This window comes from Streptomyces sp. NPDC002520 (assembly GCF_053595235.1).
Genome location: NZ_JBSFXG010000004.1, coordinates 201,311 through 223,878 on the forward strand (window position 1 = coordinate 201,311; position 22,568 = coordinate 223,878).

Genomic DNA, 22,568 nt, shown 5'->3' on the forward strand with positions numbered 1-22,568 from the left:
TTCCCGCGGTGTGCGCCCCCGGGTGGCCGTACATCATTCGGACCGTCAACATGCGCGCCCCGCGGACAGTTGTGAAACTGATCAACGTGCACACTCGCGGACATATCCACCCCGAATGTGAGGCAGATCGCATGGGCGCTCCGGTCTTCGAGGAATTCGATCCCGCGAGCGACTGTGTCTGCCCCGGCTGCGCCCACGTCCGACGGACGGCCCCTCGCCCGCTGCCCGGCCGCCCTGGCGCTCCCCCCGCGGTCCGGGGCGCCATGGTCGTGGCCGCCGCCGCGTCCGCCGCCCTCGGCGCGGTGTCCCCGGCCGCCGCCCAGACCGCTCCCCACTCCCCGCCCCGCCCCGGCGTCACCAGGACGGACGGAGAGTCCGACACCCCGCAGGGCCCCAAGGCCCCGCTGCACGGCCAGGCCGGCAGGCCGGCCAGGCCCTCGACCACCAAGACCCCTGCCACCACCCGCACCGCGATCATCAACCGGGCCAAGATCTGGGTCGCCGCGAAGGTGCCGTACAAGACGACCGACTACTGGCCGGACGGGTACCGGCAGGACTGCTCGGGCTATGTGTCCATGGCCTGGGGGCTGGGGGCGAACGAGTGGACGGGCAGCCTGGCCCAGTTCGGCGTGAAGATCACCAAGGATGAGCTGCAACCCGGCGACATGCTGCTCTTCCACAACAAGAACAACCCCCAGAAGGGATCCCACGTCGTGATCTTCGGCGGCTGGACGGACTACACGCACACCTACTACAAGGTGTACGAGCAGACGCCGCCGCGCACCCGCTCCCAGCCCACCCCGTACCAGTACTGGACCAATGCCACCAAGTACGTCCCCTACCGCTACAAGGGGCTCACGAAGGGCACGGCGGGCGCACAGTCGGGCACCGGCACCACCGCGGTCCCCTATCCGGGTGCGTCGTACTTCGGCCCCGGTGCCGACAACAAGTACGTGACCATGCTCGGTGAGATGCTCGTGGCCCGGGGCGCCGGCTCCTACTACAAGAAGGGCCCCGGCCCGGCCTGGAGCGAGGCCGACCGGCAGGCGACACAGGCGTTCCAGAAGGCCCAGGGCTGGACCGGCGCGGACGCCGACGGACTGCCGGGCCCTGGCACCTGGGAACTCCTGGTGGCCGGCCGGGGCAAGGGCATCGCAGCCCGCACGGGCTCCCCCGGGCAGCCCGCCTCGCACGGTGTGCCCGGTTATCCCGGCCGGAACTACTTCCGGCCGGGCGTGGAGAACAGTTACGTCACCCAGCTGGGGCGGCAGTTGGTGAAGAAAGGGTTCGGCAGGTTCTACGAGACAGGGCCCGGTCCGGTCTGGGGCGAGGCGGACCGGCGGGCCGTGGAGGCCTTCCAGCGCGGCCAGGGCTGGCGCGGCGGCGCGGCGGACGGCTACCCGGGGCCCGAGACCTGGCGCCGGCTGTTCGCGTAGGCCGCCTCCGCCGGGCGGTCACTCACGCGGGCGGTCCGGCACGCCGTCCGCGTGGTCCGTCCCCAGGGGCACCCTCGCGCGGGCGGCGCATCCCGACCCCCGTTCTCAATCCCTTGTCATGAAGCATCTGGCGCGGAGGCTGGAGGCACGCATGAGTACGAGTACGACCACGTCACACACGCCCGAGCCCGAGGAACTTCCGGACGGTATGCCGCTCGCCACGGGCACGACCACCCGTCCACCCCGGCTCATCCAGAACGAGATCACCACCGAGATCCCCGTCCATCTGCTCTTCCGTGACGAACCCGCCCCCGCGTCCGTGCCGTTGAAGCCCGCCGTGGTGGGCCGCCGGCAGGGCACCGGTGAGCAGCCGCGCCTGGGGCACCGGGTGGCCCCGGTGCGCGGCCGCCCGGTGCCCCAGGTCGACCCGGAGCTGGTGGAGCGGCCGGCCCGGGTGCTGCCCGGCGCGGCCGGGGTGTTCGCCGGGATGAGCGGCATCGCCGGCTGCCTGGCCACCTCCTGGTGGGCGGGGGTGCTGCCGCCGCTCGCGGTCGAGGCGCTGCGCCTGCCGGCCTCCACCGGCTCGGGGCTCGGCCCCGCGCAGTGGGCGGCGTACGCCGGGGCCGGGGCGCTCGGGCTGGCCGGCTTCGGCGGGCTGGCCCGGGGCAGGACCGGACGGGCCTGGGTGCTCGGTCTGTTCGGCCGCTACCAGGGCACGGTCCGCCGTACCGGCCTGCTCTGGGTGAACCCGTTGCTGCGCCGCCGCCGGGCGGACGTACGGCTGCGGCACTGGCGCAGCGAGTCGATGCCGGCGGCGGACGCGAACGGGGTCGCGCTGCGGGTGGTCGTGCTGGTGGTGTGGCGGGTGCGGGACACCGCGCGGGCGCTGCTCGGGGTCGAGGAGCACGAGCGGTATCTGCGCGAGTGCGTGGAGGCGGTCCTGGCCCGGGTGCCGGTGGAGCCGCCGGGCGGGGTGCGGGGCGTGCGGGACGTGGCGGGGGAGGCGCTGACCCGGCTGGTGGCGGCGGACGCGGCGCCGGCCGGTCTTCAGGTGTTCTCGGTGCAGCCGCTGCGGGCCGAGTACGACCCCGAGGTCGCCGCCGCGATGCACCGGCGCCGGATCGCCGCGCTGGACGCGCAGCAGCGGTCCGTCATGCTCAACTCGGTCGTGGACTCGGTGGAGGACACGGTGACCCGGCTGACCGTGCGCGGGCTCGTCCAACTCGACGACTACGAACGCAAGCTCCTGGTCCGGGATCTGACGGTGGCGTTCTGCTCGGGTCGCGGGGAGCCGACGTGACCGGGCCGGCGGCCGGAACCGGGCAGTCGACGGCCGGGACCGGGCACGCGACCGATTCCGCAATCGGTATGGACGTGTTCAATTGACGGTAATAATCTGAGACTTGGTCTAGACCTACCGCACAGCTCAGCTCAGTGAACATCCCCCACGTTCTCCAGGAGCGACAGCATGCGCACCAAGACCAGATTGTCCGCGTTATCCGCGGCCGTGCTGGGCGTGGTGACCGCCGGAGCCTTCGTGCTCTCCACCGGCGGCGCCAGCGGGCACGGCTACACCGACCTCCCCATCAGCAGGCAGAAGCTCTGCCAGAACGGCACCGTGACGAACTGCGGCGACATCCAGTGGGAGCCGCAGAGCGTCGAGGGCCCCAAGGGCTTCCCGGCCGCCGGCCCCGCCGACGGCCAGATCTGCAACGGCGGCCTGAGCCGCTTCGCCCAGCTCAGCTCGGATCGGACGCCGTCCGGCGGGGCCTGGCCCACCACGAGGGTGACCGGCGGTCAGTCGTACACCTTCCGCTGGCAGTTCACCGCCATGCACGCCACGACGGACTTCAAGTACTACGTCACCAAGCCGGGCTGGAACCAGAACCACGGCCTGTCCCGCTCGGACCTCAACCTCACCCCGTTCCTGACGGTGCCGTACAACGGCCAGCGCCCGCCGGCCACCCTCAGCCACAGCGGCACCCTGCCGTCCGGGCTGAGCGGTCACCACGTCATCCTCGCGGTGTGGACGATCGCCGACACGGGCAACGCGTTCTACGCCTGCTCCGACGTCACCTTCTGATCCCCCCTCGGGTAGGGTCCGCGTGCGCCGGTACGGCCGGTTCCGGTCTGATCCCCGGCGCACGCGAGTCCTGACAACCGACGTACGGGGGTACGCGCGCCATGGGCGCCTTCTTCAACATATGCATGCTCTTCCTGCTCGGCGTCATCGTCGCGACCGCGGTGGGACTGGTCCGCCGCACGCGGCAGCGGCGGGCCGCCTGGGAGAGCGGTCTGACCGCGCAGGCCCGGGTGGTGCGGGCGTGGGTCACCACCCAGTTCGTCGACAACGTGGCCCGCCGGGTGCAGTGGCACGAGTACGACTACACCACCCAGGACGGCCGGGCCGTCCGCTTCAAGGAGGCCGGCGGCCCCCGCGACCGCGCCGAGGGCGAACTGGTCCTCGTCTACTACTCCCCGCACGAGCCGGACCGGGCCACCGCAGGCGAGCCCCAGGCCGGCAAGGACGCGGCGAGCACGGCCGTCTGGCTGGTCCTCCTCGTGGCCGCCGGGATCTTCCTGATCTACGAGTGGGCGTCGCTGTCCCGGTTCTGAGGGGCCCGCTCGCCGCGAGCGGCGACGGCGTGATGCCGGGGCCGGGCGAGCCGGTGGGCCGGGGCCCGAATCCCTTCGCGCGGTTCCTGCGGCCCAGCCGGGCCTCGGGACGAAGACGGCGCCCCGGTTCGTGCGGGTGGTGGAGCGGATGCCGGTGACGGCCACGGACAAGATCCACCGGGCGTTGCCGCGGCGGGAGGGGGTCCGGTGTACCGATCCGGTGTGGTGGAGGCCGCCGGGCGAGGACGCCTACCGGAGGCTGACCGCGAAGGACGCGGAGGACGCGGAGGACGCGGAGGGTGCCGAGGGTGCGGGGAATGCCGAAGGGCCCCTCGCTCGCGCGAAGGGCCCTTCTTCTGTGCGCCGCCAGGGACTCGAACCCCGGACCCGCTGATTAAGAGTCAGCTGCTCTAACCAACTGAGCTAGCGGCGCATGACTCCCGCCTTCCGCGGTTATTTCGTTCCGCGGTCGGCGACGAGAAAAATAATACCCGGTCCGAGAGGGTGCTCGTGACCACCGGACGCCCGGCTAGAGGGTCAGGGACAGCAGCAGCGGCGCCGCGCTGCGGTTGAGCGTGTCCGCGGCCCGCTTCAGCCGGTGCGCGTGCTCCACCGGCAGGGACAGGGCCAGGCAGCCGACCGAGGAGCCGGCCGTGATCGGGACGGCCGCGCAGACCGTGCCGACCGCGTACTCCTGGAGGTCCAGGACGGGCACCGTCGGCGGCTGGGCCTCCAGACGGGAGAGCAGCAGCTTGTCACTGGTGATGGTGCGCGAGGTGAGGCGTGGCATCTTGTGCCGGGAGAGGTGGTCGCGGCGGGCGTTGTGGTCCAGCTGGGTCAGCAGGCTCTTGCCGGCGGCGGTGGCGTGCGCGGAGCAGCGGAAGTCGACCCACTCGTTGACCGCCGGGGTGGCCGGACCGGCGGCGTACTGGGTGACCCGGACCTCGCCGTCCACGTACCGGCTGATGTAGACGGCCGCGCCGACGGAGTCCCGCAACCGGTCCAGGGTGTGCTGGAGCTTCTCGCGCAGGGCCCGCTCGCGGTCGTGCGCCGAGGTGAGCCGGCGCAGGGTGTCACCGGTGACGTACGCCCCGTCGGTGATCTGCTCGACGTAGCCCTCGCGGCGCAGCATCCGCAGCAGCGCGGTCAGCCGCTCGGCGCTCAGGCCGGTGTCACGCGCCAGCTCGGTGTCCGTGATGCCGGCGGAGTGACGGGCCACGGTCTCCAGTATGCGCAGGGCGTCCTGGGCCGAGTGGTACGGGGCGGTCGGCTCGTGCATCAGCGCCACGGTTTCCCCCTGCGCTCGCCTGTCTGTGGCCGCGAGATCCGGTCTGCGGATCGGTACCACGATAACGGGCAAAGGCCCTCCGGGGAGAGGGGGTTGGCGAGATTGTGCCGGCGCCGCCCCCTCCCATCTGGGACGGAGACCTTCCGGCATATGCCAGAGTCATCATCCAGTGTTCGGACCTCGGCTCTTTCGGCCTTCACGCCTCGTAGTCACAGCACCGCGCTCAGGAATTCCCGGGTGCGCTCCTGCTCCGGATCGCTGAAGATCTTCTCCGGCGGGCCCGCCTCGATGACCCGGCCCGAGTCGAACATCATCACCGTGTCGGAGACGTCCCGGGCGAAACCCATCTCGTGGGTCACGAACAGCATGGTGATGTCCGTGGAGCGGGCGATGTCCCTGAGCAGATCGAGGACGCCCGCGACCAGCTCCGGGTCGAGCGCGGAGGTCACCTCGTCCAGCAGCAGGATCTCCGGGCGCATGGCCAGCGCCCGCGCGATCGCCACCCGCTGCTGCTGGCCCCCGGAGAGCTGCGAGGGGTGCGCGTCGACCTTGTCGGACAGCCCGACCAGGTCGAGCAGCTCGCGCGCCCGCTGCTCGGCCTCCTCCTTGTCGAGCCCGAGGACGCTGACCGGCGCCTCCGTGATGTTCTGCAACACCTTCATGTTCGGGAACAGGTTGAACTGCTGGAAGACCATGCCGATCTTCCGGCGGGCCCCGCGCAGGTACTTCTCGCTCGCCGGCTTCAGCTCGCCGTCCGGGCCGCGCATGTGGGAGAACGGCTCGCCGTCCACCCAGATCACGCCGTCGCTGACCCGCTCCAGGGTCATCAGCAGCCGCAGGATGGTCGTCTTGCCGGAGCCGCTCGGCCCGATCAGGGTCACGTGCTTGCCGCGCTGTACAGCGAAGTCCAGCCGGTCCAGGACGACATGGTCGCCGAAGCGCTTGACCACGTGGTCGAAGCGCACCAGGTCGGTGGGCGGGCCCGGGGTGCCGTCCTGGGGGGTCGGCTTCTGCAGAGGGTCAATGGCCAAGGCGCTGTTCCAGCTTTCTCATCAGAAGCGAGGTCGGATAACTGGCCGCCAGGAAGATCAGGCCCGCGAGCGTGAACGTCTCGGCGTACGTGAAGTGGTCCGCGCCGTACTCCCGGGCCTGGGCGACCATCTCCGTGACCGTGATGACGGCCAGGAACGGGGTCTCCTTGAACATGGAGATGGCGTAGTTGCCCAGCGCCGGCAGCACGCCGCGCACGGCCTGCGGCAGGACCACCGCCTGCCAGGTGCGGCGCGGTGACAGCGACAGCGCCCGGCAGGCCTCCCACTGGCCCCTCGGTACCCCGTCGATCCCCGCCCGGTACACCTCCGACAGGTAGGCGGCGTAGTGGATGCCGAGCACGGCGATCCCGATGGTCAGCGGCCGCACCGTGTTGAAGACGGCGTAGGCGCCGACCAGTTGCACCAGCAGCGGGGTCGACCGGACGAACTCGGTGACCACCCGGACCGGAACGGTCACCAGCCGGGTCGGCGCCCGGCCCGCGACGGCGACGACCAGCCCGAGCACGGCGGCCACCAGCGTGCCGAGCACGGTGGCCAGCAGGGTGGTGAGGAACCCGTCCCACAGCAGAGGGAACGAGTCCCGGACGGCACCCCAGTCCCAGTCGTAGTTCACAGGGCACCTCCGGCGGTCATCTCGGGCCGCTCCGCCGACTGGGCGCTGCGGCCGCGCAGCAGGCTGCGGGCGCCCGTGCGCTGTCCGAGCCTGGCCCTGGCGTGCCGCTCCAGCGCGTTCATCGCCAGGGTCAGCGCGTAGGCGAGCGCGAAGTACATCACCAGCAGGGTCAGATAGGCCCAGGTGGTCGCGCCCGTGCGGTCACGCATCTGCTGGACCACCGTCGTCAGGTCCGCCGCGGAGATCAGCCACAGCAGCGGGGTGCTCTTCAGCAGCTGGATCAGCAGGTTGGTGAACGGCGGGATCATCTGCGCCCAGGCCTGGGGCAGGATCACCCGGCGCATGCGCTGCGCCGGCGTCATGTTCAGCGCGACCGCCGCCTCCCACTGCGCCCGCGGTACGGCGTTCAGCGCGCCGCGCACCACTTCGGAGCCGTAGGCGCCGTAGTTCATGCCGAACGCCACCACGCCGCACAGCAGCGGGGTGAGCTGGTACCCGGCCAGCAGCGGGAACGCGTAATACAGCCAGAACAGCTGGACGTACAGCGAGGTGCCGCGGAAGAACTCCACGACGACCCGGGACGTGCCCCGTACGAGCACCGGCCTGCTGTTCGCCATGAAGCCGAACACGAAGGACAGGGCCAGGGCGAGGACCGAACCGAGGACCGTGGCCTCGACCGTGACGGCGAGACCGGACCACACCTGGGAGATGTGGCCGAAGAAATAGGAGTAGAAACCGCTCATGCGCGGGGCCCCGTCAGGCCTTGCACAGGTCGGCGGTCTTCAGGCTCGCCGGCGGGATGGTGTCCTGGCCGAAGCCGTACTGGCCGATGAGCTTCACGTACTGCGCCGGGTCCGAAGTGATCTTCTTCAGCTGGGCGTTGAAGGCGTCCCGCAGTTCCTCGCTGCCCTTGCGGAATACCGCGCCGCCCGGACTGTACTGCTTCACACCGCCGACCACCGGCACGAACGAGTCGGTGACCTCGACCTGAGGGTTGGTCTTGGCGAGCCAGCGCAGCGAGATGCCGGTCAGCACGAAGGCGTCGATCCGGCCGCTCTTGACCGCGTCCGCCCCGTCCTGCGGCTTCTGCAGGGTTCTGATGCCGCCCTCGGAGATCCCCGCGGCGGTGACGTAGCTCTTCTCGACCGCGCCCGACATCACGCCGACGCTTGCCCCGGCCTTCTTCAGCGATGCCAGGCCGGTCAGCTTCTTCGGGTTGCCCTTCTTGACCATCATCGCGGTGGGGGAGATGAACTCGGGCTCGGAGAACAGCGCCTTCGCGCAGCGGTCCGGGATGATGGCCATGCCGGCGCTGATGACGTCGTACTTGCCGGCCTGCAGACCGGGGATCAGGCCGTCCCACTCCGAGAAGGTCGGGCGCAGTTCGCCGACGCCCAGCGCCTTGAAGATCTCCTGGTGCAGGGTGGGCGCCTCGCCCTTCAGCTTCCCGTTCTCCTCGTAGCCGTAGGGGGCCTCGTTCGCGTAGGCCACCCGCACATAGCCCTGCTTCTTGAGCTGGTCCAGCTTCGAGGCCCCGTCGGCGCCGGTGTCGGTCTTGCTGCAGGCGGTCAGGAGACCGGGGACGGTGAGCAGACCTCCGACGGCCGCGCTCCTGGTGAGGAAGCCCCGGCGGGACAGGTTCGGGAACTCGGACATGGACGCGCAACCTCCAGGGAGAGCCTTGCCAGGTCTGGCCGTAAACCAGTGGTGGCGCCTGCCCGATCTCCGTGAACTATGCGGTGAGACTGAGGGGCGTAACGCAACCGTGATCTACGCGAGCCTGCTCCGTGTCCAATTCCCGGCGGTGCGCGGGGCGGTTGAGACGCGGCGGAACGGGCAGGCGCACCCGCGCAGACGGGAGGAACGGGAGGAGAGGCAATGGCAGACCGCTTCGTCGACGTCGCGCTCGACGCGCGTGGAGTCCGCTGCACGGCACGCCTGCTGGACGACCGGGCACCGCTCACCTGCGCCGCGGTGTGGGACGCGCTGCCCCTGAGCGGCGACGTCTACCACGCGAAGTACGCGCGCAACGAGATCTACGCCCTCTTCCCGCCGTTCGCCCCCGCCGAACCCCCACTGGAGAACCCGACCGTCACCCCGATCCCCGGCGACCTCTGTTACTTCTCCTTCGCCGGCTCCGAACTGGGCACGAAGGCCTACGGCTACGACCGCGAGGTCCGCCCCGGCACCACCGTCGTCGACCTCGCCCTCTTCTACGAGCGCAACAACCTCCTGCTCAACGGCGACATGGGCTGGGTGCCCGGCATCGTCTGGGGCGAGGTGGTCGACGGCCTCGACCGCATGGCCGAGGCCTGTAACGACCTCTGGCGCACCGGGGCGGCGGGGGAGACGCTCAGCTTCCGGCGAGCGGGAGGGTGAGGTCCGCCCCGTACAGCGCGTGCGCGGCCCGCAGCACCAGATCGTCCCGGTGCCGGGCCGCGACGATCTGCATCCCGACCGGCAGCCCGTCGCCATCGGCGCCCACGGGGACCGTCGCCGCGGGCTGCTGCGTCAGGTTGAACGGGTACGTGAACGGCGTCCAGCCCGACCAGCGCCGCAGGCCCGACCCCTTCGGCACCTCCTCACCCGCCTCGAACGCGGTCAGTGGCAGGGTCGGTGTCACCAGAAGGTCGTACCGCTCGTGGAAGCGGCCCATCCGCCGGCCGAGGTCCATGCGGACGTCCAGCGCGGCCAGATACTCCAGCGCGCTCATGCGGGAACCCTGGGCGCGGATCTCCCGCAGGCCGGGGTCCAGCAGCTGCCGCAGCTGCGGGGAGAGCCGCTGGGTCAGCCGGGCCGCACCGCTGAACCACAGGGTGTGGAACGCCTCCAGCGGATCACTGAAGTCCGGGTCGGCCTCCTCGACGTACGCGCCGAGGTCCGCGAGCCCCGCAACGGCCCGCCGCACGGCCGCAGCGACCGCCGGCCGGACCGCGACCTGCCCCCCGAACGACGGTGAGTACGCCACCCGCAGCCCGCGCACACCACCCCCGAGCGCCCCCGCGAACGACCCCGGCGCCGGGGGCAGCGCCGACCAGTCGCGGGCGTCGGGCACGCCGATGACGTCCAGCATCAGCGCCGCGTCCGCCGCGTCCCGGGTCATCGGCCCGACGTGCGACAGCGTGCCGAACGGACTCGCCGGATACACGGGCACCCTGCCGTGGGTCGGCTTCAGCCCGAAGATCCCGCAGAACGCGGCCGGGATACGGACACTGCCCCCGCCGTCCGTGCCCAGTGACAGCGGACCCGCGCCGACGGCCACCGCCACCGCGCTGCCGCCACTGGAACCCCCCGCGGTACGGGACGGGTCGTGCGGGTTGCGGGTCACCCCCCACAGCGGGGAGTCCGTGACCCCCTTCCAGCCGAACTCCGGTGTCGTGGTCTTGGCGACGAACACCGCGCCGTGCTCGCGCAGCCGGGCCACGGACGGCGCGTCCTCGTCCCAACTGCCCTGCTCGGAGACGGCCTTCGAGCCGCGCGGGGTCGGGTGGCCACGCAGCAGCAGAAGGTCCTTCACCGTCACCGGTACGCCGTCCAGCAGCCCGGCCGGCTCGCCGCGCCGCCACCGTTCCTCCGACTCCCGCGCCCGCGCCGCGGCGTCCTCCTCGAGGAACCGTGTGAACGCGTTGACCTCCGGCTGTACCCGTCGTGCCCGCTCCAGTACCTGGGCGGTGGCCTCCACGGGGCTGAACTCGCCCTTGCGGTAGCCGTCGAGGAGTTGTACGGCGGTCAGGTCGGTGAGCTGCATGCACCCTCCTGGTGGGTCAATGGCCCGGTACGTATCCACGCTTCTTGTCGACCACGTTCACCAGAGATCTGCCCGCCGCCCAGCGCTCGTACAACTCCACGAACTGCTTGCCCAGTTCGTCCCGCCAGCCGACCGTGTCGCCGCTCATGTGCGGGGAGACGATCAGCCCCGGAAGCCCCCACAACGGGCTGTCCGAGGGCAGGGGTTCGGCGGTGAACACGTCCAGGGCCGCACCCGCGATCCAGCGCCGCCGCAGCGCCTCGGCCAGGGCGTCCTCGTCGACCAGCTGACCGCGCCCGACGTTCACGAAGACCGCCGAGGGCTGCATCACACCGAACCGGCGGGCGTCGAACATGCCGTGCGTCTGCTCGGTCAGCGGCGCGGCGGCGATCACCCAGTCCGCGCGGGAGATCAGCCGGTCCAGGTCGGCCGGGCCGTGGATGCCGGTGCGCGGCGCCCGGCCCACGAGTGCCGTCGTCACACCCAGGGCCTTCAGCGTGCGCGCGATCGCCCGGCCGATCGGCCCGGACCCGACCACGCACGCGCGCGTGCCCGCCACCCTGCGTGTCTCCCGGTGCCGCCAGGTGCGCTCCCGCTGGAACTCCAGGGTGCGCGGCAGATCCTTGGCGACGGCCAGAACCAGCGCGGCCACGTACTCGGCGATCGGCTGGTCGAAGATCCCGCGCGCGTTGGTCACCACCGTGTCGGACGCGGCCAGCTCAGGTCCCATCAGGTGATCGACACCGGCGCTCGCCGTGTGCACCCAGCGCGGCCGCGGCCCGTCGCCCGGCCAGGCCTCGCGGACGGCGTGCGAGGTGAAGTCCCACACGAGCAGCACGTCCGCCTCCGGCAGCCGCTCGGCAAGGCCTGCCGCGTCGGTGTGCAGGATCCGGGCACGCCCGGTGAGACGGCCGAGCCGGGGCGGCGGGTCGGCGTCCAGCACGAGCAGGGTGGGGCGGGTCGGGATGGGCATCGGCAGGTCGTTCCTCCCGGATACACGGGCGCGGGCAGGGTGTCTGACATGCACGGATTGACCACGCTCGCACCCGAACCTACCTTCGTCAACACGGGCGTACACACGATCCGTTGCCAACTCCTTTTCCGTTCGTCTTCGGTTCCTTTTCAGCAAGAGGCCGGTGCCTGCCATGGACGTTTCCTTTCTCGGTGGCCCCCGCCCCCAGCGCGGTGTCGGTGTCGTCGCCCCTTTTGACTTCGCCCTCGACCGTGAGCTGTGGCGCTGGGTGCCCGACGACGTCTCGCTGCATCTGACCCGGACCCCGTTCGTGCCGGTCGAGGTGAGCCTGGACCTGGCCCGGCTGGTCAGCGAGCACCAGACGCTGGGGGAGGCCGTGCGGGCACTGAGCGCCGTCGCCCCCGAGGTCGTCGCCTACGCCTGCACCTCCGGCAGCTTCGTCGGCGGGATCGCCGGCGAGCGGGCGATGTGCGAGCAGATGAGCCGGGCCGGGGGCACGCTGCCCGCGGTCACCACCTCGGGGGCGCTCCTGGAGGCCCTGGCGGAGCTGGGGTGCGAGCGGGTCGCGCTGGTCACGCCGTACACCGTGTCCGTGACCCGGGCGCTGGAGAAGTACATCGCCCAGGCCGGCGTACGGGTCACCGGCCGCGCCTACATGGGGCTGACCCGGCACATCTGGCAGGTGCCGTACCGGGACGTGGTCCGGATGGCCCGGCACGCCGTGCGGCCCGGGAGCGCCGACGCGCTGTTCATCTCCTGCACCAACCTGCCCACCTACGACGTCATCCCGCAGCTGGAGGCCGAGCTGCGCATACCCGTCCTCTCGGCCAACCAGGTCACGATGTGGGCCGCCCTGCGCCGCCTGGGTACCCAGGCTGTGGGGCCGTACCAGGCGCTGCTCGACGAATCGGCGCGTGACTGGCCTGCCCTGCCGGCGCAGGCACAGACGCAGGAACCGGAAGAGACGCAGGACCACTGAGAAGGGCCGCCATGACAGCACTCGGATTCCTCTACCCGGGCCACTCCGGCGAGGACGACTATCCGCGCATCGAACAGCTCCTGGGCAGCGACATCCGGGTGGACCTGGTCCACACCGACATCGGCGAGGACGCGCACCGGGTGGACGCGCTGCTGGAGATGGGCTCCACCCGGCGGCTGGCCGCGGGCATGGAGCAGCTGCGGCTGTCCGGGGCCGAGACGGTGGTGTGGGCGTGCACCAGCGGCAGCTTCGTGTACGGCTGGGAGGGCGCGCAGGAGCAGGTGCGGGCGCTGGCCCGGCTGGCGGGGATGCCGGCCTCCTCCACGTCCTTCGCCTTCGTGCACGCGGCCCGGGAGCTGGGGGTGCGGCGGGTCGCCGTGGGGGCGACGTACCCGCAGGACGTGGCCGCGCTCTTCGCGGACTTCCTGCGGGCCGGGGGACTGGAGGTGATGGCGGTGCGGTCGTCCGGCATCGTCACGGCCGCCGAGGTGGGCACGTGGGGCGAGGAGGAGGTGCTGACGCTCGCCAGGGCGGCGGACGTGTCCGGGGCGCAGGCCGTGCTGCTGCCGGACACCGCGCTGCACACGGTCGCGCATCTGCGGCTGCTGGAGAAGGCGCTGTCCAAGCCGGTGCTCACCGCCAACCAGGTCTCCGTCTGGGAGGGCCTGAGGCTGGCCGACCGGCGCGTGAACGCGCCCTCCCTGGGGACTCTGTTCACCAGGGAACCGCTGGTGCAGATGTAGTCGCGGCCGGGCGGAACAGCGCTGGGCCCTTCACCGGAATAACCGGAGGCAGCCTCCTGTTAGCACCTCGAAGGACAGCCCGCGCCGAAAACAGGAGGCACAGACCGTGGCGGCAGACGAGATCCGGGGGACGACGCACGGAACCGCGCCCGTCCCCCTCTCCGTGCTGGATCTGGTGACCGTGGGGGCGGGGAGCACGGCCACCGACGCCCTGCGCACCGGCGTGGAGCTGGCGCGGCTCGCCGAGGGGCGCGGCTTCCACCGGTACTGGGTGGCCGAGCACCACTCCATGCCCGGGGTCGCCTCCTCCTCCCCGGCCGTGATCCTCGCCCACCTCGCCGCCCACACCGACCGCATCCGGCTCGGCTCGGGCGGCGTCATGCTGCCCAACCACGCCCCCCTGGTGATCGCCGAGCAGTTCGGCACGCTGGAGGCGATGGCACCGGGGCGGATCGACCTGGGCCTCGGCCGCGCGCCGGGCACCGACGGGGCCACCGCCGCCGCCCTGCGCCGCACCGACACCCTGAACGAGGGCGCCGACGACTTCCCGCAGCAGCTGGCCGAACTCACCCGCTTCCTCGACGACGACTTCCCCGACGGCCACCCCTACGCCCGCATCCACGCGATCCCGGGCCCGGTCCAGGGCACCGCCCCGGGCGGCGTCCAGTCCACGCACCGGCCGCCGGTCTGGCTGCTCGGCTCCTCCGGCTTCAGCGCCCGCCTCGCCGGTCTGCTCGGGCTGCCCTTCGCCTTCGCGCACCACTTCTCCGCGCAGAACACCATCCCGGCCCTCGACCTGTACCGGCAGACCTTCCGGGCCTCCGCGGCGCTGGCCGAGCCGTACGCCCTCATCGGTGTCTCCGCGCTCGCCACGGACGACGAGCGCGAGGCCCGCCGGCAGGTGCGGGCGGCCGCGCTGAACATGCTGCGGCTGCGCATGGGCCGCCCCGGTCTCTTCCCCGACCCGGCGGAGGTGGAGACCCACGAGTTCAGCCCGATGGAGGAGGAGTTCGTGGCCTCCTGGTCCGCGAACGTCGTGCACGGCACGGCGGACGAGGTCCGCTCCGGCCTGGACGACCTGCACAAGCGCACCGGCGCCGACGAGCTGATGCTCACCTCGCACGCGCACCGCGGCGACGTGCGGCTGCGCTCCTACACCCTGGTCGCGGACGCCTACGGTTTGCCGGCCGCGTAGGTCCGCACGCCCAGCAGCTCGGAGATACGGTCCGGCGGCACCGGACGGGAGTACAGCCAGCCCTGCCCGGTGTCGCAGCCGATCCGGCGCAGCCGCGAGGCCTGCGCCGAGGTCTCCACGCACTCCGCGGTGACCGTGAGGCCGAGCCGGTGGGCCAGCTGGATCATCGCCTCCACGATCACCTCGTCGGCCGGATTGGGCGGCACCCCCTTGGGCGCCGCTGTCTCCTCGTACTGGAAGCCGCGCACGAAGGAACCGTCCAGCTTCAGGACCTTCACCGGCAGCCGGCTCAGGTACGCCAGGTTCGAGTAGCCGGTGCCGAAGTCGTCGATGGCGATCCGCACGCCCATGTCGCTGAGGGCCTGGAGGGCCTGCAGCGGGCCGCCCGCCGACCCCATCACGGCCGACTCGGTCAGCTCCAGCTGGAGCAGGTGCGCAGCGAGCCCGGTCTCGGCCAGGGTCTTCGCCACGTCCGCCACCAGGTCGGAGTCCCACACCTGCCGTACGGCCACGTTCACGCTGACGAAGATGGGCGGCTCGGCGGGGCGGTCCAGCTGCCAGCGCCGGGCCTGCCGGCAGGCGGTCATCAGCGCCCAGCGGCCGAGCTGGACGATCGAACCGTCCTCCTCGGCCAGTCCGATGAACCGATTCGGCGTCAGTGTGCCGAACTGAGGATGATTCCAGCGGATCAACGCCTCGACCCCGCTCAGCCGGCCGTCCTCCATGCCCACCAACGGCTGGTACTCCAGGGTGAACTCACCGCGCTCGATGGCGGGGCGCAGGGTGGAGGCGAGTGCCTGGCGGGTCACCAGATGCGCGTTGCGCTCCGGGTCGAACAGGGTCCAGCGGCCCTTGCCGTCCGCCTTCGCCCAGTACAGCGTCGTGTCCGCCGCCTGCATCAGGCCGGTGGCGGTGGTGCCGGCCGCGTGCCGCTCCACCACCCCGATGGACGCGGTCAGCGACAGCCGCTGCCCGGCCAGGTCGAAGGGCTCCTCCAGGGCCCTCAGCGCGGACTCCGCGAGGTCGGCGACCTGTTCGGTGCCGGTGGAGTCCTCCACGAGCAGGGCGAACTCGTCACCGCCGAGCCGGGCCACCAAAGGAGTGCCGGTGCGGGCGTACCCGGCCTCGTCGGCCACCCGGGTGAGGCGCTCGGCCACGGCGGCCAGCAACCGGTCGCCGACGCGATGGCCGAGGGTGTCGTTGACGGCCTTGAATCCGTCGAGGTCCAGATAGCACAGACCGATCCGCCCGGTGCCGCTCCGCTCGTACGAATCGGCCTCCAGCGCGGCCGACAGGCGTTCGAAGAACAGGGTGCGGTTGGGCAGCCGGGTCACCGGGTCGTGCATCTGCAAGTGCCGCAGCCGCGCCTGGAGTTCACGGCGGGCGCTGATGTCGGCGACCGAGAGCAGGACACCCGGCTCGCCCTCGGCCAGCGGGGCGACGGTGACCTGCGCCCACAGCGAGTTCCCGTCGGGGTGCTTGAGCCGCCGGGTGCAGCGCAGCTTCGCCTGCCGGCCGCGCAGCACCTCCCGGTAGGCGTGCCAGGTACGGGCGTCGGAGGCCAGGTCGACCAGGTCGGCGGCGACCCGGCCGGTCAGCGCCTCGACGCCGGTGCCGAGCAGTTCCGCGAAGGCGGGGTTGGCGCTGACGACGAGCCCCTCGCGGTCCACGACGGCCATGGCGAGCGGGGCGGCTGTGAAGACATGGTGATAGGGAGACCGGTCACCGTCTGTGACGGTTGACCGGTCGAGGTCTGCCACGGGCGTCGGTCCTTCGGACGTTGCGCTCACCGCTCGCTCCCGCAGTGCACTCGATCTCTGTCCGTGCCGGAAAGTGTGCCGATCATAGAGGGTGGCCCCCGGCCCTTCCAGCCACCAACCAGTGTCCCCGACCGGCCCACGGTTCTGACAGACCGTTTCTGCCCACACCTGGACGGGCTCCACGAGCCCCCGACCAGTTGTGACGTTCCGTAAGTGGTTCGGGGTGTCGTTCGCCGATGCGCGCCGGAGCACAAACGGCCGTACTCACCCTTCTGGTTCAGACAAACAGGGCAAAGCGCGTCAAGCAACCACAACCTGGAGGTGGTGTCCCGCGAACCGCATCCGGAGGTCCTTCCGTGCCCAAGCTGCGCAGCACCGCCGCCGTGGTCACCACGATGTCGGCGCTCGCCGCGACCTCGATCCTCTCCGGCCCGTCGGCCGCCGAGCCCTTCTCGACGACCCCGTGCGCGCTGCACCGCACCGAGGCCCACCACTCGGAGGGCGTGGACAACTGGAACCCCGCCTACACCCGTCCGGTCGGCTCGCTCGACGCCGTCATGATCTTCCTGTCGTTCCCGGACGCCACCCCGCACACCACACCGGCCGAGCTGACCGCCGATCACTTCCCCGCCACCAGCCGCTTCTTCGCACAGGCTTCCTACGGCCGGTTCACCCTGCGCCCGCACCCGCTGAACCACTGGCTGCGCATGCCGCACTCCTCGTCCTCGTACTCCATGAAGCGGGACTGGAGCGCCGCCGACCGCGCCGACTACCTGAGCGACGCGTTCGCCGTCGCCGACAAGGAGGTCGACTTCTCGCGCTACCCCGTCGTCTACTTCGTCGCCGACCCGGACGCGCCCGGGGTGGACTCGGACGCCACGAAGGTCGTCAACCTCGACACCCCCATGCGCGTGGACGGCACGGACGTGCGCCGGGTCGTCACGGTCTTCGAGAAGCACCCGCCCGACCGGCTGGTTCTCGCCCATGAGACCGGCCATGTCTTCGACCTCCCGGACCTCTACCACCGCCCGGTCGACGGCAAGGGCGACTGGGACACCTACGTCGGTGACTGGGACCTGATGGGCAGCCAGTTCGGACTCGCCCCCGACCTGTTCGCGTGGCACAAGTGGAAGCTGGGCTGGCTGGATCCGCGCCAGGTGGTGTGCGTCCGGGGGGAGGGGTCGACGCGGCTGACGCTGGAGCCGCTGGCCGCCGGACCGGGGGTCCCGGTGCAGGGCACCGCCGGCGAACCCGCCTTCGGCCTCGGTCACGGCACCAAACTGGCAGTCGTGCGCACCGGCCCGGACAGCGTGCTGGCCTTCGAGGCGCGCGGCCCGGCCGGGAACGACCGGGCCGCCTGCCGGCAGGGCATCCTCGTCTACCGGGTCCGCGGCGGCGCCGAGTCCGGCGGCGGTCCCGTCGAGGTGGTGGACGCCCATCCGCACTCCGAGGCCTGCTGGGAGAACTCCGTCTACCCGCCCCTGGCCGACGCCCCGGTCGGCCAGGGGGAGAGCTTCACGGTGCCCGGCGAGGGAGTCAGGGTGGAGGTGGAGGGGCGGACGGCGTCCGGGGCGTGGACGGTGAAGATCACGCCGGGGGCGACCGGGTGAACGGGGCCGCGACACCGGTCGGGAAGCGGCCCGTGGAGGCGCGGTCCGGGCATACGAAAGCGGTGGGCCGACTTCTCTCGAAACCGGCCCACCGCTTTCATTCGCGTGCGCCGCCAGGGACTCGAACCCCGGACCCGCTGATTAAGAGTCAGCTGCTCTAACCAACTGAGCTAGCGGCGCCTGCTGACGTCGTAGACCTTAGCATCCTGATCGGCGGGAGGAAAAATCGATATCCGCACCGCTGCCCGGGCCGCCCGTACGGCCGCCCAGAGCACCACCTCGGGGCCCGGCAGCCAGGGGTGACGGGTGTCCGGGGCGACCAGCCAGCGGGAGTCGCCAGGCGCGCGGGAGTCGCCGCCGACGGGCGCCGGGAGGGTCACCGCGTCCCCCGTGCCGTGGCACAGCAGCGGCGGTACGGCGTCCGTACGGCTGCCGTGGGCGCCTCCCCACTCCTCCCAGGTCAGCAGCGAGGGCAGCCGCTGGGCCGTGCCCGGAGCGGCGAACAGCAGCGTCCGGCCCCGGTGCGCCGCGACGGGCCCCGAGCCCGGCCCCTCTTCCCACAAGCGGTCCAGCATCCGGCGCCCGAAGACGGCCGGGGCGCTCACCACGTCGAAGACGGCGCCGCAGGGCAGCACGACCGGGGCGCCGGGCCGCTCCTCCCACAGGGCGGACGTGCTGCGCGGATACGGTGCGGCGGAGGCGAGCCAGGCGGCTCCGTCGGCGGTGGCGGACGTGACGTTCGGTGCGCTCCTCATGCCGTCTACGTCTACCGGCGGTGCGTGCGCGACTCCGCTGGGTTGCGGAAAACCGGGACAGGAGCGGGCGGGCAGGAGTACCTTGCCCGCCTGGCATATGCCGGGTGCGCGGGCCCGCGGGCCCGTGACCCTTCTTCCCGTCTTCCGGATCAGGTCCTGGACCTGTCCTAGACCGGATCGACCGGCGTGCGGCCCTCCGTGTCCGCCCCCCGCAGCAGGTCCCGCCCGAACTCGACCATCCGCTTCGCGTAGTCCTCGGTCCACTCCGCCCGCTCGGCGATGTCCGCCGGGGTCAGCCGGTCGAACCGGCGGGGGTCGGCGAGCTGGGCCGCCGCCATGGCCTGGAACTCCACGGCACGGTCCGCCGCCGCGCGGAACGCCTGAGTCAGCTCCGTGGCCCGCGACAGCAGCACCCGGGGGTCCTCGATCGAATCCAGGTCGAAGAAATGCTCCGGATCGCCGGCCGCCGCGGCGGGCTCGAAGATCAGGGGCGCGGGGCGTAGCCGCGGTTGGCTCTGACGCGGCGTGGGCTCCGCCATGTCTTCATCTCCTCCTCGTACGGTCCGGTTCCTCGTAGGGTCCGGTGGACCCCCCTCAGGTGGGCCACCGTCCATTGTCTCGCGCGTGCGCAAGGGGACCTCGGACCGCCGGGATCACCGAGTCGCGCGCAGGTCCGGTCACGGCCGCCAGGCCACCCGGTGCTCGGCCAGGTGGGCCAGGACCGCGTGGTTCGCCTCCCAGCCGTCCGGGCTGCGACCTTCGGCCGCCTCCGGCGGCGTGCCGGACTCCGTCCGGCGGCTGGGTGCGGCAGTCGACGTCCGTCGGCAAGGGCGGCGGCGTCGGTCATGGCCGCCAGGCCACCCGGTGCTCGGCCAGGTGGGCCAGGACCGCGTGGTTCGCCTCCCAGCCGTCCGGGAACTTCACCAGGGTGCCCAGCTGGACCGGCTCCGTGGACGGGTAGTCGTCCAGCAGGTCACCGACGCCCGCGCGGCACACCACGATGCAGGCGTGACGGTGCCGGGAGGCAAGCACGCAGAGGCGGCCGGTCTCCAGGTGGAACGCGGTGGCGTCGGGGCGGCCGGAGAGCGGGTGCAGGACGACCGTGACGTCGTACTCACGGCCCTGGAGGCGGTTCGCGGTGTCGACCGTGACGTCCGTGACACCGAGTTCCGCGAGTGCCGAGCGGACCGCGGCCGCCTGGTCGCGGTGCGCCGTGCCGACGGCGACGCGGTCGGCGGTGAGCGGGGCCGGGACGGGGGTCCCCCCGGCTGGGGCCTGAGGGAGTTCGGAGACGGTCGCGCCGCCCCGGTCCAGCAGGCGTCGTACGACCGCCGCCACCGCCCGCACCGCCTCCGGGTCCGTGCGCGGGGTGTGCCGGGCGGGCAGCTCCAGCAGGCCCCAGCCGGACTCCGCCGCCTCGTCGATCACCCGGTCGGGGCCCGTACCGTCCGACGGGACGGCGAAGGTCAGCCGGCGGTCGCCGTGGCCGGTGCCGCTGCGGAACGGTGTGTACGGGTAGAACGCGTCCGAGACCAGTGGCGCCGCCGAGGCCGGGAGGCGCCAGGAGACCGGGAGACGGTGCTGGGGAAGGCCCGGGTTGTGCGCCAGCAGCGTCGAGACCGCCGAGGCCGAGGGGTCGTACGACAGGCCCGCCCACTGCTCGCTGCCCACGATCGCGAACGGGTCCAGCTGGCCCGGGTCGCCCACGAACAGCGCCCGCTCGAACAGACCTGCCACGGCCAGCAGGGAGTCCGAGCGCATCTGGTACGCCTCGTCCACGATCGCGTGCCGCCACGGCTCGTCCACCGACACGTGCGCCCACTTCGCGGCGGTGGAGAGCACGACGGGCAGCCCGCTCAGGTCGGCCGCCCTGGCCGACGTGCGCACCTGCGGCAGATCGTCCAGCGCCTTGTCGTACGCGTCGGAGTCGCTGCTGTGCAGCCGGCCCACCGGCAGCTCGGGGTTCTTCGCGGCGAGCCGCAGCACCAGGTCGTCCACCTGGGCGTTGGTCTGCGCCACCACCATCAACGGGCGCCCGGCCTCGGCCAGTTCGAGGGCCGCGCGGACCACCAGGGTGGACTTGCCGGCGCCGGGCGGGGAGTCGACCACCACGCCCCGCTCGGTGCCGTGCAGGGTGTCGTGGAGGATCGCGTCCGTGGCGCGGCCGGCAGCGGCTCCGGGGTCGAAGTCGACCGTCGTCACAGCAGGTCCTCCTCGGTCACGGTGTCGGGGGCTTCCGGCGCGGCCTCGCCGGGCGGGCCGCCGTGCGTCCACGGGGTGTCCTCCGGGTCGGGCAGCTTCGCGCCGCCGCGCTGCTCGTGCTCGAAGAGGGTGAAGCAGATAGCGTCGCCCTTCTCCGGCACCGAACCGGGCTCGGGCTCCTTGCCCCGGCCCATCTTGTCCACGATCCGCAGGACCAGAACGCCCTCGTCCGGGGAGCCCTCGTGGCCCACGAACTCCGCCGCCTGCGGTTTGCCGCCCAGCGAGCGGTACACCTTCGCCCGCTCCGCCAGATGCGGCCGGTCCTCGGTGCGGACCGTCACCAGCGGGCGGGGGCTCGGCCGCTTGCCCTCGCTGTACGCCATGACGACCTCGGTCACCTCGCCCGCGAACGCCTCACCGGACAGCCGCCGCCCCGCCATCACCAGCGGGTCGTCCAGCGCCTCCTGCGCCTCCAGCCGGGCCTGCTCACGCTCGCGCGTGGCCAGCTTGTTCGCCGCCGTCACCGCGTCGTCGCGGCGCGGCTGCGGGGGCTCGCCGGCCACGACCCGGTCCCGGTGGCCCGTGAACGACCAGCGGTCCCGGGTCCAGCGCTCCTCGACGTGCGCGCCCTCGGGCAGTGCCCGCAGCAGGTCCAGGCCCCGCCACACCGCGTCCCAGGTGGGCCGGGTACGGCTCTCGACCAGGTCGCGGATGTCCCGCTCGGCGGCGGTGAGCGTGGCCAGCCGGTCGTCCGCCTCCAGGGCGTCCTCGGCGGCGGCCAGGGCGCCGCGCGCGCGGTCGTAGCGCTCGATCGCCGGGGCCAGCAGCTTGTTGTCGAACGCCGGGTCGGTGGCCGGGCCGGCCGGCGGGCACAGCAGCTGGCCGTCGGCGTCCCGCGCGAGCTCGGCCCGCTGGGCGGCCTCGGCGCCGGTGCTGTCCCCGGGAGGTGCGATCCAGGCCAGCAGCGCGCCCAGGTGCTGGTCCTCCAGGCCGGACTGGCCGGTCGCCCAGTGCCGGGACAGCACCTCGGTGAGCGCCAGGAGCAGGGACGAGCCGGGGACCCGGGCGCGCTCGCCGTAGTGGGTCAGCCAGCGACCCAGCAGCGGCACCCGGGGCGGTGCCGGGTACGGCGTCTCGGGGTCCTGCTCGGCGGTGCGCCGGAACCGCGTCGAACGGCCGAGCAGCCGCACGTGGTCGATGCCCGCGCGGCTCGGCACGATCAGCTGGGGCGCGTCCGCGCACAGTTCGACCTCGACCTTCACCCGCTTGCCGGTCTCCGGGTCGGTCTCGGTGCGCTCGGCCGCCTCGATGTCCTGCGCGTAGGAGTCGAGGTACGGCAGGACGACGTCGGCCAGGTCGGCGAGGAACGCGAAACGCAGGTCGCGGTCGCGGGGCTGCGGTACGACCAGCAGGCGCGGGGCGTCCCGGTCGGTGCCCACCAGCGCGCCCAGCGGCGCACCGGCCTCACCCGCCGTGGTGAGCGGCACGAACACCAGCGGGCGCTCGGACAGCCGGCGATGACGGACGGTCGCGGCGGGCTGGGCCCGACCGGTGCTGACGGCCTCCAGACGGGCGAGCGTGGCGATCAGGGACACGGG

21 protein-coding genes and 2 tRNA genes are annotated in these 22,568 nt (G+C 72.4%); 9 read left to right on the top strand and 14 right to left on the bottom strand.

The window, feature by feature from the left end; translation table 11 throughout:
- The first annotated feature begins 131 nt into the window (after positions 1-131).
- The 4 genes from ACWD5D_RS09060 to ACWD5D_RS09075 all read left to right on the top strand — a co-directional run bounded on the left by ACWD5D_RS09060 (position 132) and on the right by ACWD5D_RS09075 (position 4,052).
- Positions 132-1,436 (top strand): peptidoglycan-binding protein, encoded by a 1,305-nt coding sequence (locus ACWD5D_RS09060; protein ID WP_451372130.1) that lies wholly within the window; start codon positions 132-134, stop codon positions 1,434-1,436.
- 151 nt (positions 1,437-1,587) lie between these two features.
- On the top strand, positions 1,588-2,736 hold the full coding sequence (locus ACWD5D_RS09065; RefSeq protein ID WP_451372131.1) for an SPFH domain-containing protein: 1,149 nt from the start codon (positions 1,588-1,590) through the stop codon (positions 2,734-2,736).
- Between the two features lie 168 nt (positions 2,737-2,904).
- Positions 2,905-3,519 (top strand): lytic polysaccharide monooxygenase auxiliary activity family 9 protein, encoded by a 615-nt coding sequence (locus tag ACWD5D_RS09070; RefSeq protein ID WP_451372132.1) that lies wholly within the window; start codon positions 2,905-2,907, stop codon positions 3,517-3,519.
- Positions 3,520-3,620: 101 nt separating this feature from the next.
- Positions 3,621-4,052: a hypothetical protein gene (locus tag ACWD5D_RS09075; protein WP_451372133.1), complete on the top strand. Its 432-nt coding sequence runs from the start codon at positions 3,621-3,623 to the stop codon at positions 4,050-4,052.
- Positions 4,053-4,411: 359 nt separating this feature from the next.
- Here ACWD5D_RS09075 and ACWD5D_RS09080 read toward each other — a convergent pair.
- The 6 genes from ACWD5D_RS09080 to ehuB form a co-directional block, all read right to left on the bottom strand.
- Positions 4,412-4,485: transfer RNA gene (locus tag ACWD5D_RS09080), tRNA-Lys, on the bottom strand.
- Positions 4,486-4,581: 96 nt separating this feature from the next.
- A complete protein-coding gene (locus tag ACWD5D_RS09085) occupies positions 4,582-5,340 on the bottom strand; it encodes an IclR family transcriptional regulator (RefSeq protein WP_451372134.1) in 759 nt (252 codons plus the stop codon).
- Between the two features lie 209 nt (positions 5,341-5,549).
- Entirely contained in the window at positions 5,550-6,365 is an 816-nt protein-coding gene (ehuA, locus tag ACWD5D_RS09090) for an ectoine/hydroxyectoine ABC transporter ATP-binding protein EhuA (RefSeq protein ID WP_451372313.1), read from the bottom strand.
- Positions 6,361-7,005 carry an ectoine/hydroxyectoine ABC transporter permease subunit EhuD gene (ehuD, locus tag ACWD5D_RS09095; protein WP_451372135.1) on the bottom strand — a complete coding sequence of 215 codons (645 nt, stop codon included), beginning with the start codon at positions 7,003-7,005 and terminating at the stop codon, positions 6,361-6,363. The genes ehuA and ehuD overlap by 5 nt, the downstream gene beginning before the upstream one ends.
- Positions 7,002-7,748, bottom strand: coding sequence for an ectoine/hydroxyectoine ABC transporter permease subunit EhuC (ehuC, locus tag ACWD5D_RS09100; protein WP_451372136.1), 747 nt, complete (start codon positions 7,746-7,748; stop codon positions 7,002-7,004). The genes ehuD and ehuC overlap by 4 nt, the downstream gene beginning before the upstream one ends.
- 13 nt (positions 7,749-7,761) lie before the next feature.
- On the bottom strand, positions 7,762-8,661 hold the full coding sequence (gene ehuB, locus ACWD5D_RS09105; RefSeq protein WP_451372137.1) for an ectoine/hydroxyectoine ABC transporter substrate-binding protein EhuB: 900 nt from the start codon (positions 8,659-8,661) through the stop codon (positions 7,762-7,764).
- A gap of 222 nt (positions 8,662-8,883) precedes the next feature.
- On the opposite strand from ehuB, the gene ACWD5D_RS09110 reads away from it, so the two are divergent.
- On the top strand, positions 8,884-9,384 hold the full coding sequence (locus ACWD5D_RS09110; protein ID WP_451372138.1) for a DUF3830 family protein: 501 nt from the start codon (positions 8,884-8,886) through the stop codon (positions 9,382-9,384).
- On the opposite strand, the gene ACWD5D_RS09115 is transcribed toward ACWD5D_RS09110, so the two are convergent.
- Positions 9,359-10,753: an amidase gene (locus ACWD5D_RS09115; protein ID WP_451372139.1), complete on the bottom strand. Its 1,395-nt coding sequence runs from the start codon at positions 10,751-10,753 to the stop codon at positions 9,359-9,361. The two genes, ACWD5D_RS09110 and ACWD5D_RS09115, sit on opposite strands and share 26 nt — an antisense overlap.
- A 16-nt stretch (positions 10,754-10,769) precedes the next feature.
- Complete coding sequence (locus tag ACWD5D_RS09120; protein ID WP_451372140.1) at positions 10,770-11,726, bottom strand: D-2-hydroxyacid dehydrogenase; 957 nt, start codon at positions 11,724-11,726, stop codon at positions 10,770-10,772.
- Between the two features lie 172 nt (positions 11,727-11,898).
- Here ACWD5D_RS09120 and ACWD5D_RS09125 point away from each other — a divergent pair, with 172 nt between their 5' ends.
- From ACWD5D_RS09125 to ACWD5D_RS09135, 3 genes are all read left to right on the top strand, one after another.
- A complete protein-coding gene (locus tag ACWD5D_RS09125) occupies positions 11,899-12,705 on the top strand; it encodes a maleate cis-trans isomerase family protein (protein ID WP_451372141.1) in 807 nt (268 codons plus the stop codon).
- An 11-nt stretch (positions 12,706-12,716) separates the two neighbouring features.
- Complete coding sequence (locus tag ACWD5D_RS09130) at positions 12,717-13,448, top strand: maleate cis-trans isomerase family protein (protein WP_451372142.1); 732 nt, start codon at positions 12,717-12,719, stop codon at positions 13,446-13,448.
- Between the two features lie 106 nt (positions 13,449-13,554).
- A complete protein-coding gene (locus ACWD5D_RS09135; RefSeq protein WP_451372143.1) occupies positions 13,555-14,643 on the top strand; it encodes an LLM class flavin-dependent oxidoreductase in 1,089 nt (362 codons plus the stop codon).
- Here the strand turns inward: ACWD5D_RS09135 and ACWD5D_RS09140 are convergent.
- A complete protein-coding gene (locus tag ACWD5D_RS09140; protein ID WP_451372144.1) occupies positions 14,622-16,433 on the bottom strand; it encodes a putative bifunctional diguanylate cyclase/phosphodiesterase in 1,812 nt (603 codons plus the stop codon). The genes ACWD5D_RS09135 and ACWD5D_RS09140 overlap by 22 nt on opposite strands.
- 365 nt (positions 16,434-16,798) lie before the next feature.
- Between ACWD5D_RS09140 and ACWD5D_RS09145 the strand changes: the two genes are divergently transcribed.
- Complete coding sequence (locus ACWD5D_RS09145; RefSeq protein WP_451372314.1) at positions 16,799-18,013, top strand: M6 family metalloprotease domain-containing protein; 1,215 nt, start codon at positions 16,799-16,801, stop codon at positions 18,011-18,013.
- Between the two features lie 106 nt (positions 18,014-18,119).
- On the opposite strand, the gene ACWD5D_RS09150 is transcribed toward ACWD5D_RS09145, so the two are convergent.
- From ACWD5D_RS09150 to ACWD5D_RS09170, 5 genes are all read right to left on the bottom strand, one after another.
- Positions 18,120-18,193: transfer RNA gene (locus ACWD5D_RS09150), tRNA-Lys, on the bottom strand.
- Positions 18,184-18,768, bottom strand: coding sequence for a bifunctional DNA primase/polymerase (locus ACWD5D_RS09155; RefSeq protein WP_451372145.1), 585 nt, complete (start codon positions 18,766-18,768; stop codon positions 18,184-18,186). The genes ACWD5D_RS09150 and ACWD5D_RS09155 overlap by 10 nt, the downstream gene beginning before the upstream one ends.
- Before the next feature lie 167 nt (positions 18,769-18,935).
- A complete protein-coding gene (locus ACWD5D_RS09160) occupies positions 18,936-19,307 on the bottom strand; it encodes a hypothetical protein (RefSeq protein ID WP_451372146.1) in 372 nt (123 codons plus the stop codon).
- Between the two features lie 304 nt (positions 19,308-19,611).
- Positions 19,612-20,970 (bottom strand): AAA family ATPase, encoded by a 1,359-nt coding sequence (locus tag ACWD5D_RS09165; protein WP_451372147.1) that lies wholly within the window; start codon positions 20,968-20,970, stop codon positions 19,612-19,614.
- Complete coding sequence (locus ACWD5D_RS09170; protein WP_451372148.1) at positions 20,967-22,565, bottom strand: hypothetical protein; 1,599 nt, start codon at positions 22,563-22,565, stop codon at positions 20,967-20,969. The genes ACWD5D_RS09165 and ACWD5D_RS09170 overlap by 4 nt, the downstream gene beginning before the upstream one ends.
- Between the last annotated feature and the right edge of the window lie 3 nt (positions 22,566-22,568).

What these genes read in the sequence shown, in the direction of transcription:
- ACWD5D_RS09060 (WP_451372130.1), top strand. Translation starts at nt 132, where the DNA reads ATGGGCGCTCCGGTCTTCGAGGAATTCGATCCCGCGAGCGACTGTGTC.
- ACWD5D_RS09065 (WP_451372131.1), top strand. Translation starts at nt 1,588, where the DNA reads ATGAGTACGAGTACGACCACGTCACACACGCCCGAGCCCGAGGAACTT.
- ACWD5D_RS09070 (WP_451372132.1), top strand. Translation starts at nt 2,905, where the DNA reads ATGCGCACCAAGACCAGATTGTCCGCGTTATCCGCGGCCGTGCTGGGC.
- ACWD5D_RS09075 (WP_451372133.1), top strand. Translation starts at nt 3,621, where the DNA reads ATGGGCGCCTTCTTCAACATATGCATGCTCTTCCTGCTCGGCGTCATC.
- ehuC (WP_451372136.1), bottom strand. Translation starts at nt 7,748, where the DNA reads ATGAGCGGTTTCTACTCCTATTTCTTCGGCCACATCTCCCAGGTGTGG.
- ehuB (WP_451372137.1), bottom strand. Translation starts at nt 8,661, where the DNA reads ATGTCCGAGTTCCCGAACCTGTCCCGCCGGGGCTTCCTCACCAGGAGC.
- ACWD5D_RS09110 (WP_451372138.1), top strand. Translation starts at nt 8,884, where the DNA reads ATGGCAGACCGCTTCGTCGACGTCGCGCTCGACGCGCGTGGAGTCCGC.
- ACWD5D_RS09115 (WP_451372139.1), bottom strand. Translation starts at nt 10,753, where the DNA reads ATGCAGCTCACCGACCTGACCGCCGTACAACTCCTCGACGGCTACCGC.
- ACWD5D_RS09120 (WP_451372140.1), bottom strand. Translation starts at nt 11,726, where the DNA reads ATGCCCATCCCGACCCGCCCCACCCTGCTCGTGCTGGACGCCGACCCG.
- ACWD5D_RS09125 (WP_451372141.1), top strand. Translation starts at nt 11,899, where the DNA reads ATGGACGTTTCCTTTCTCGGTGGCCCCCGCCCCCAGCGCGGTGTCGGT.
- ACWD5D_RS09130 (WP_451372142.1), top strand. Translation starts at nt 12,717, where the DNA reads ATGACAGCACTCGGATTCCTCTACCCGGGCCACTCCGGCGAGGACGAC.
- ACWD5D_RS09145 (WP_451372314.1), top strand. Translation starts at nt 16,799, where the DNA reads ATGTCGGCGCTCGCCGCGACCTCGATCCTCTCCGGCCCGTCGGCCGCC.
- ACWD5D_RS09155 (WP_451372145.1), bottom strand. Translation starts at nt 18,768, where the DNA reads ATGAGGAGCGCACCGAACGTCACGTCCGCCACCGCCGACGGAGCCGCC.
- ACWD5D_RS09160 (WP_451372146.1), bottom strand. Translation starts at nt 19,307, where the DNA reads ATGGCGGAGCCCACGCCGCGTCAGAGCCAACCGCGGCTACGCCCCGCG.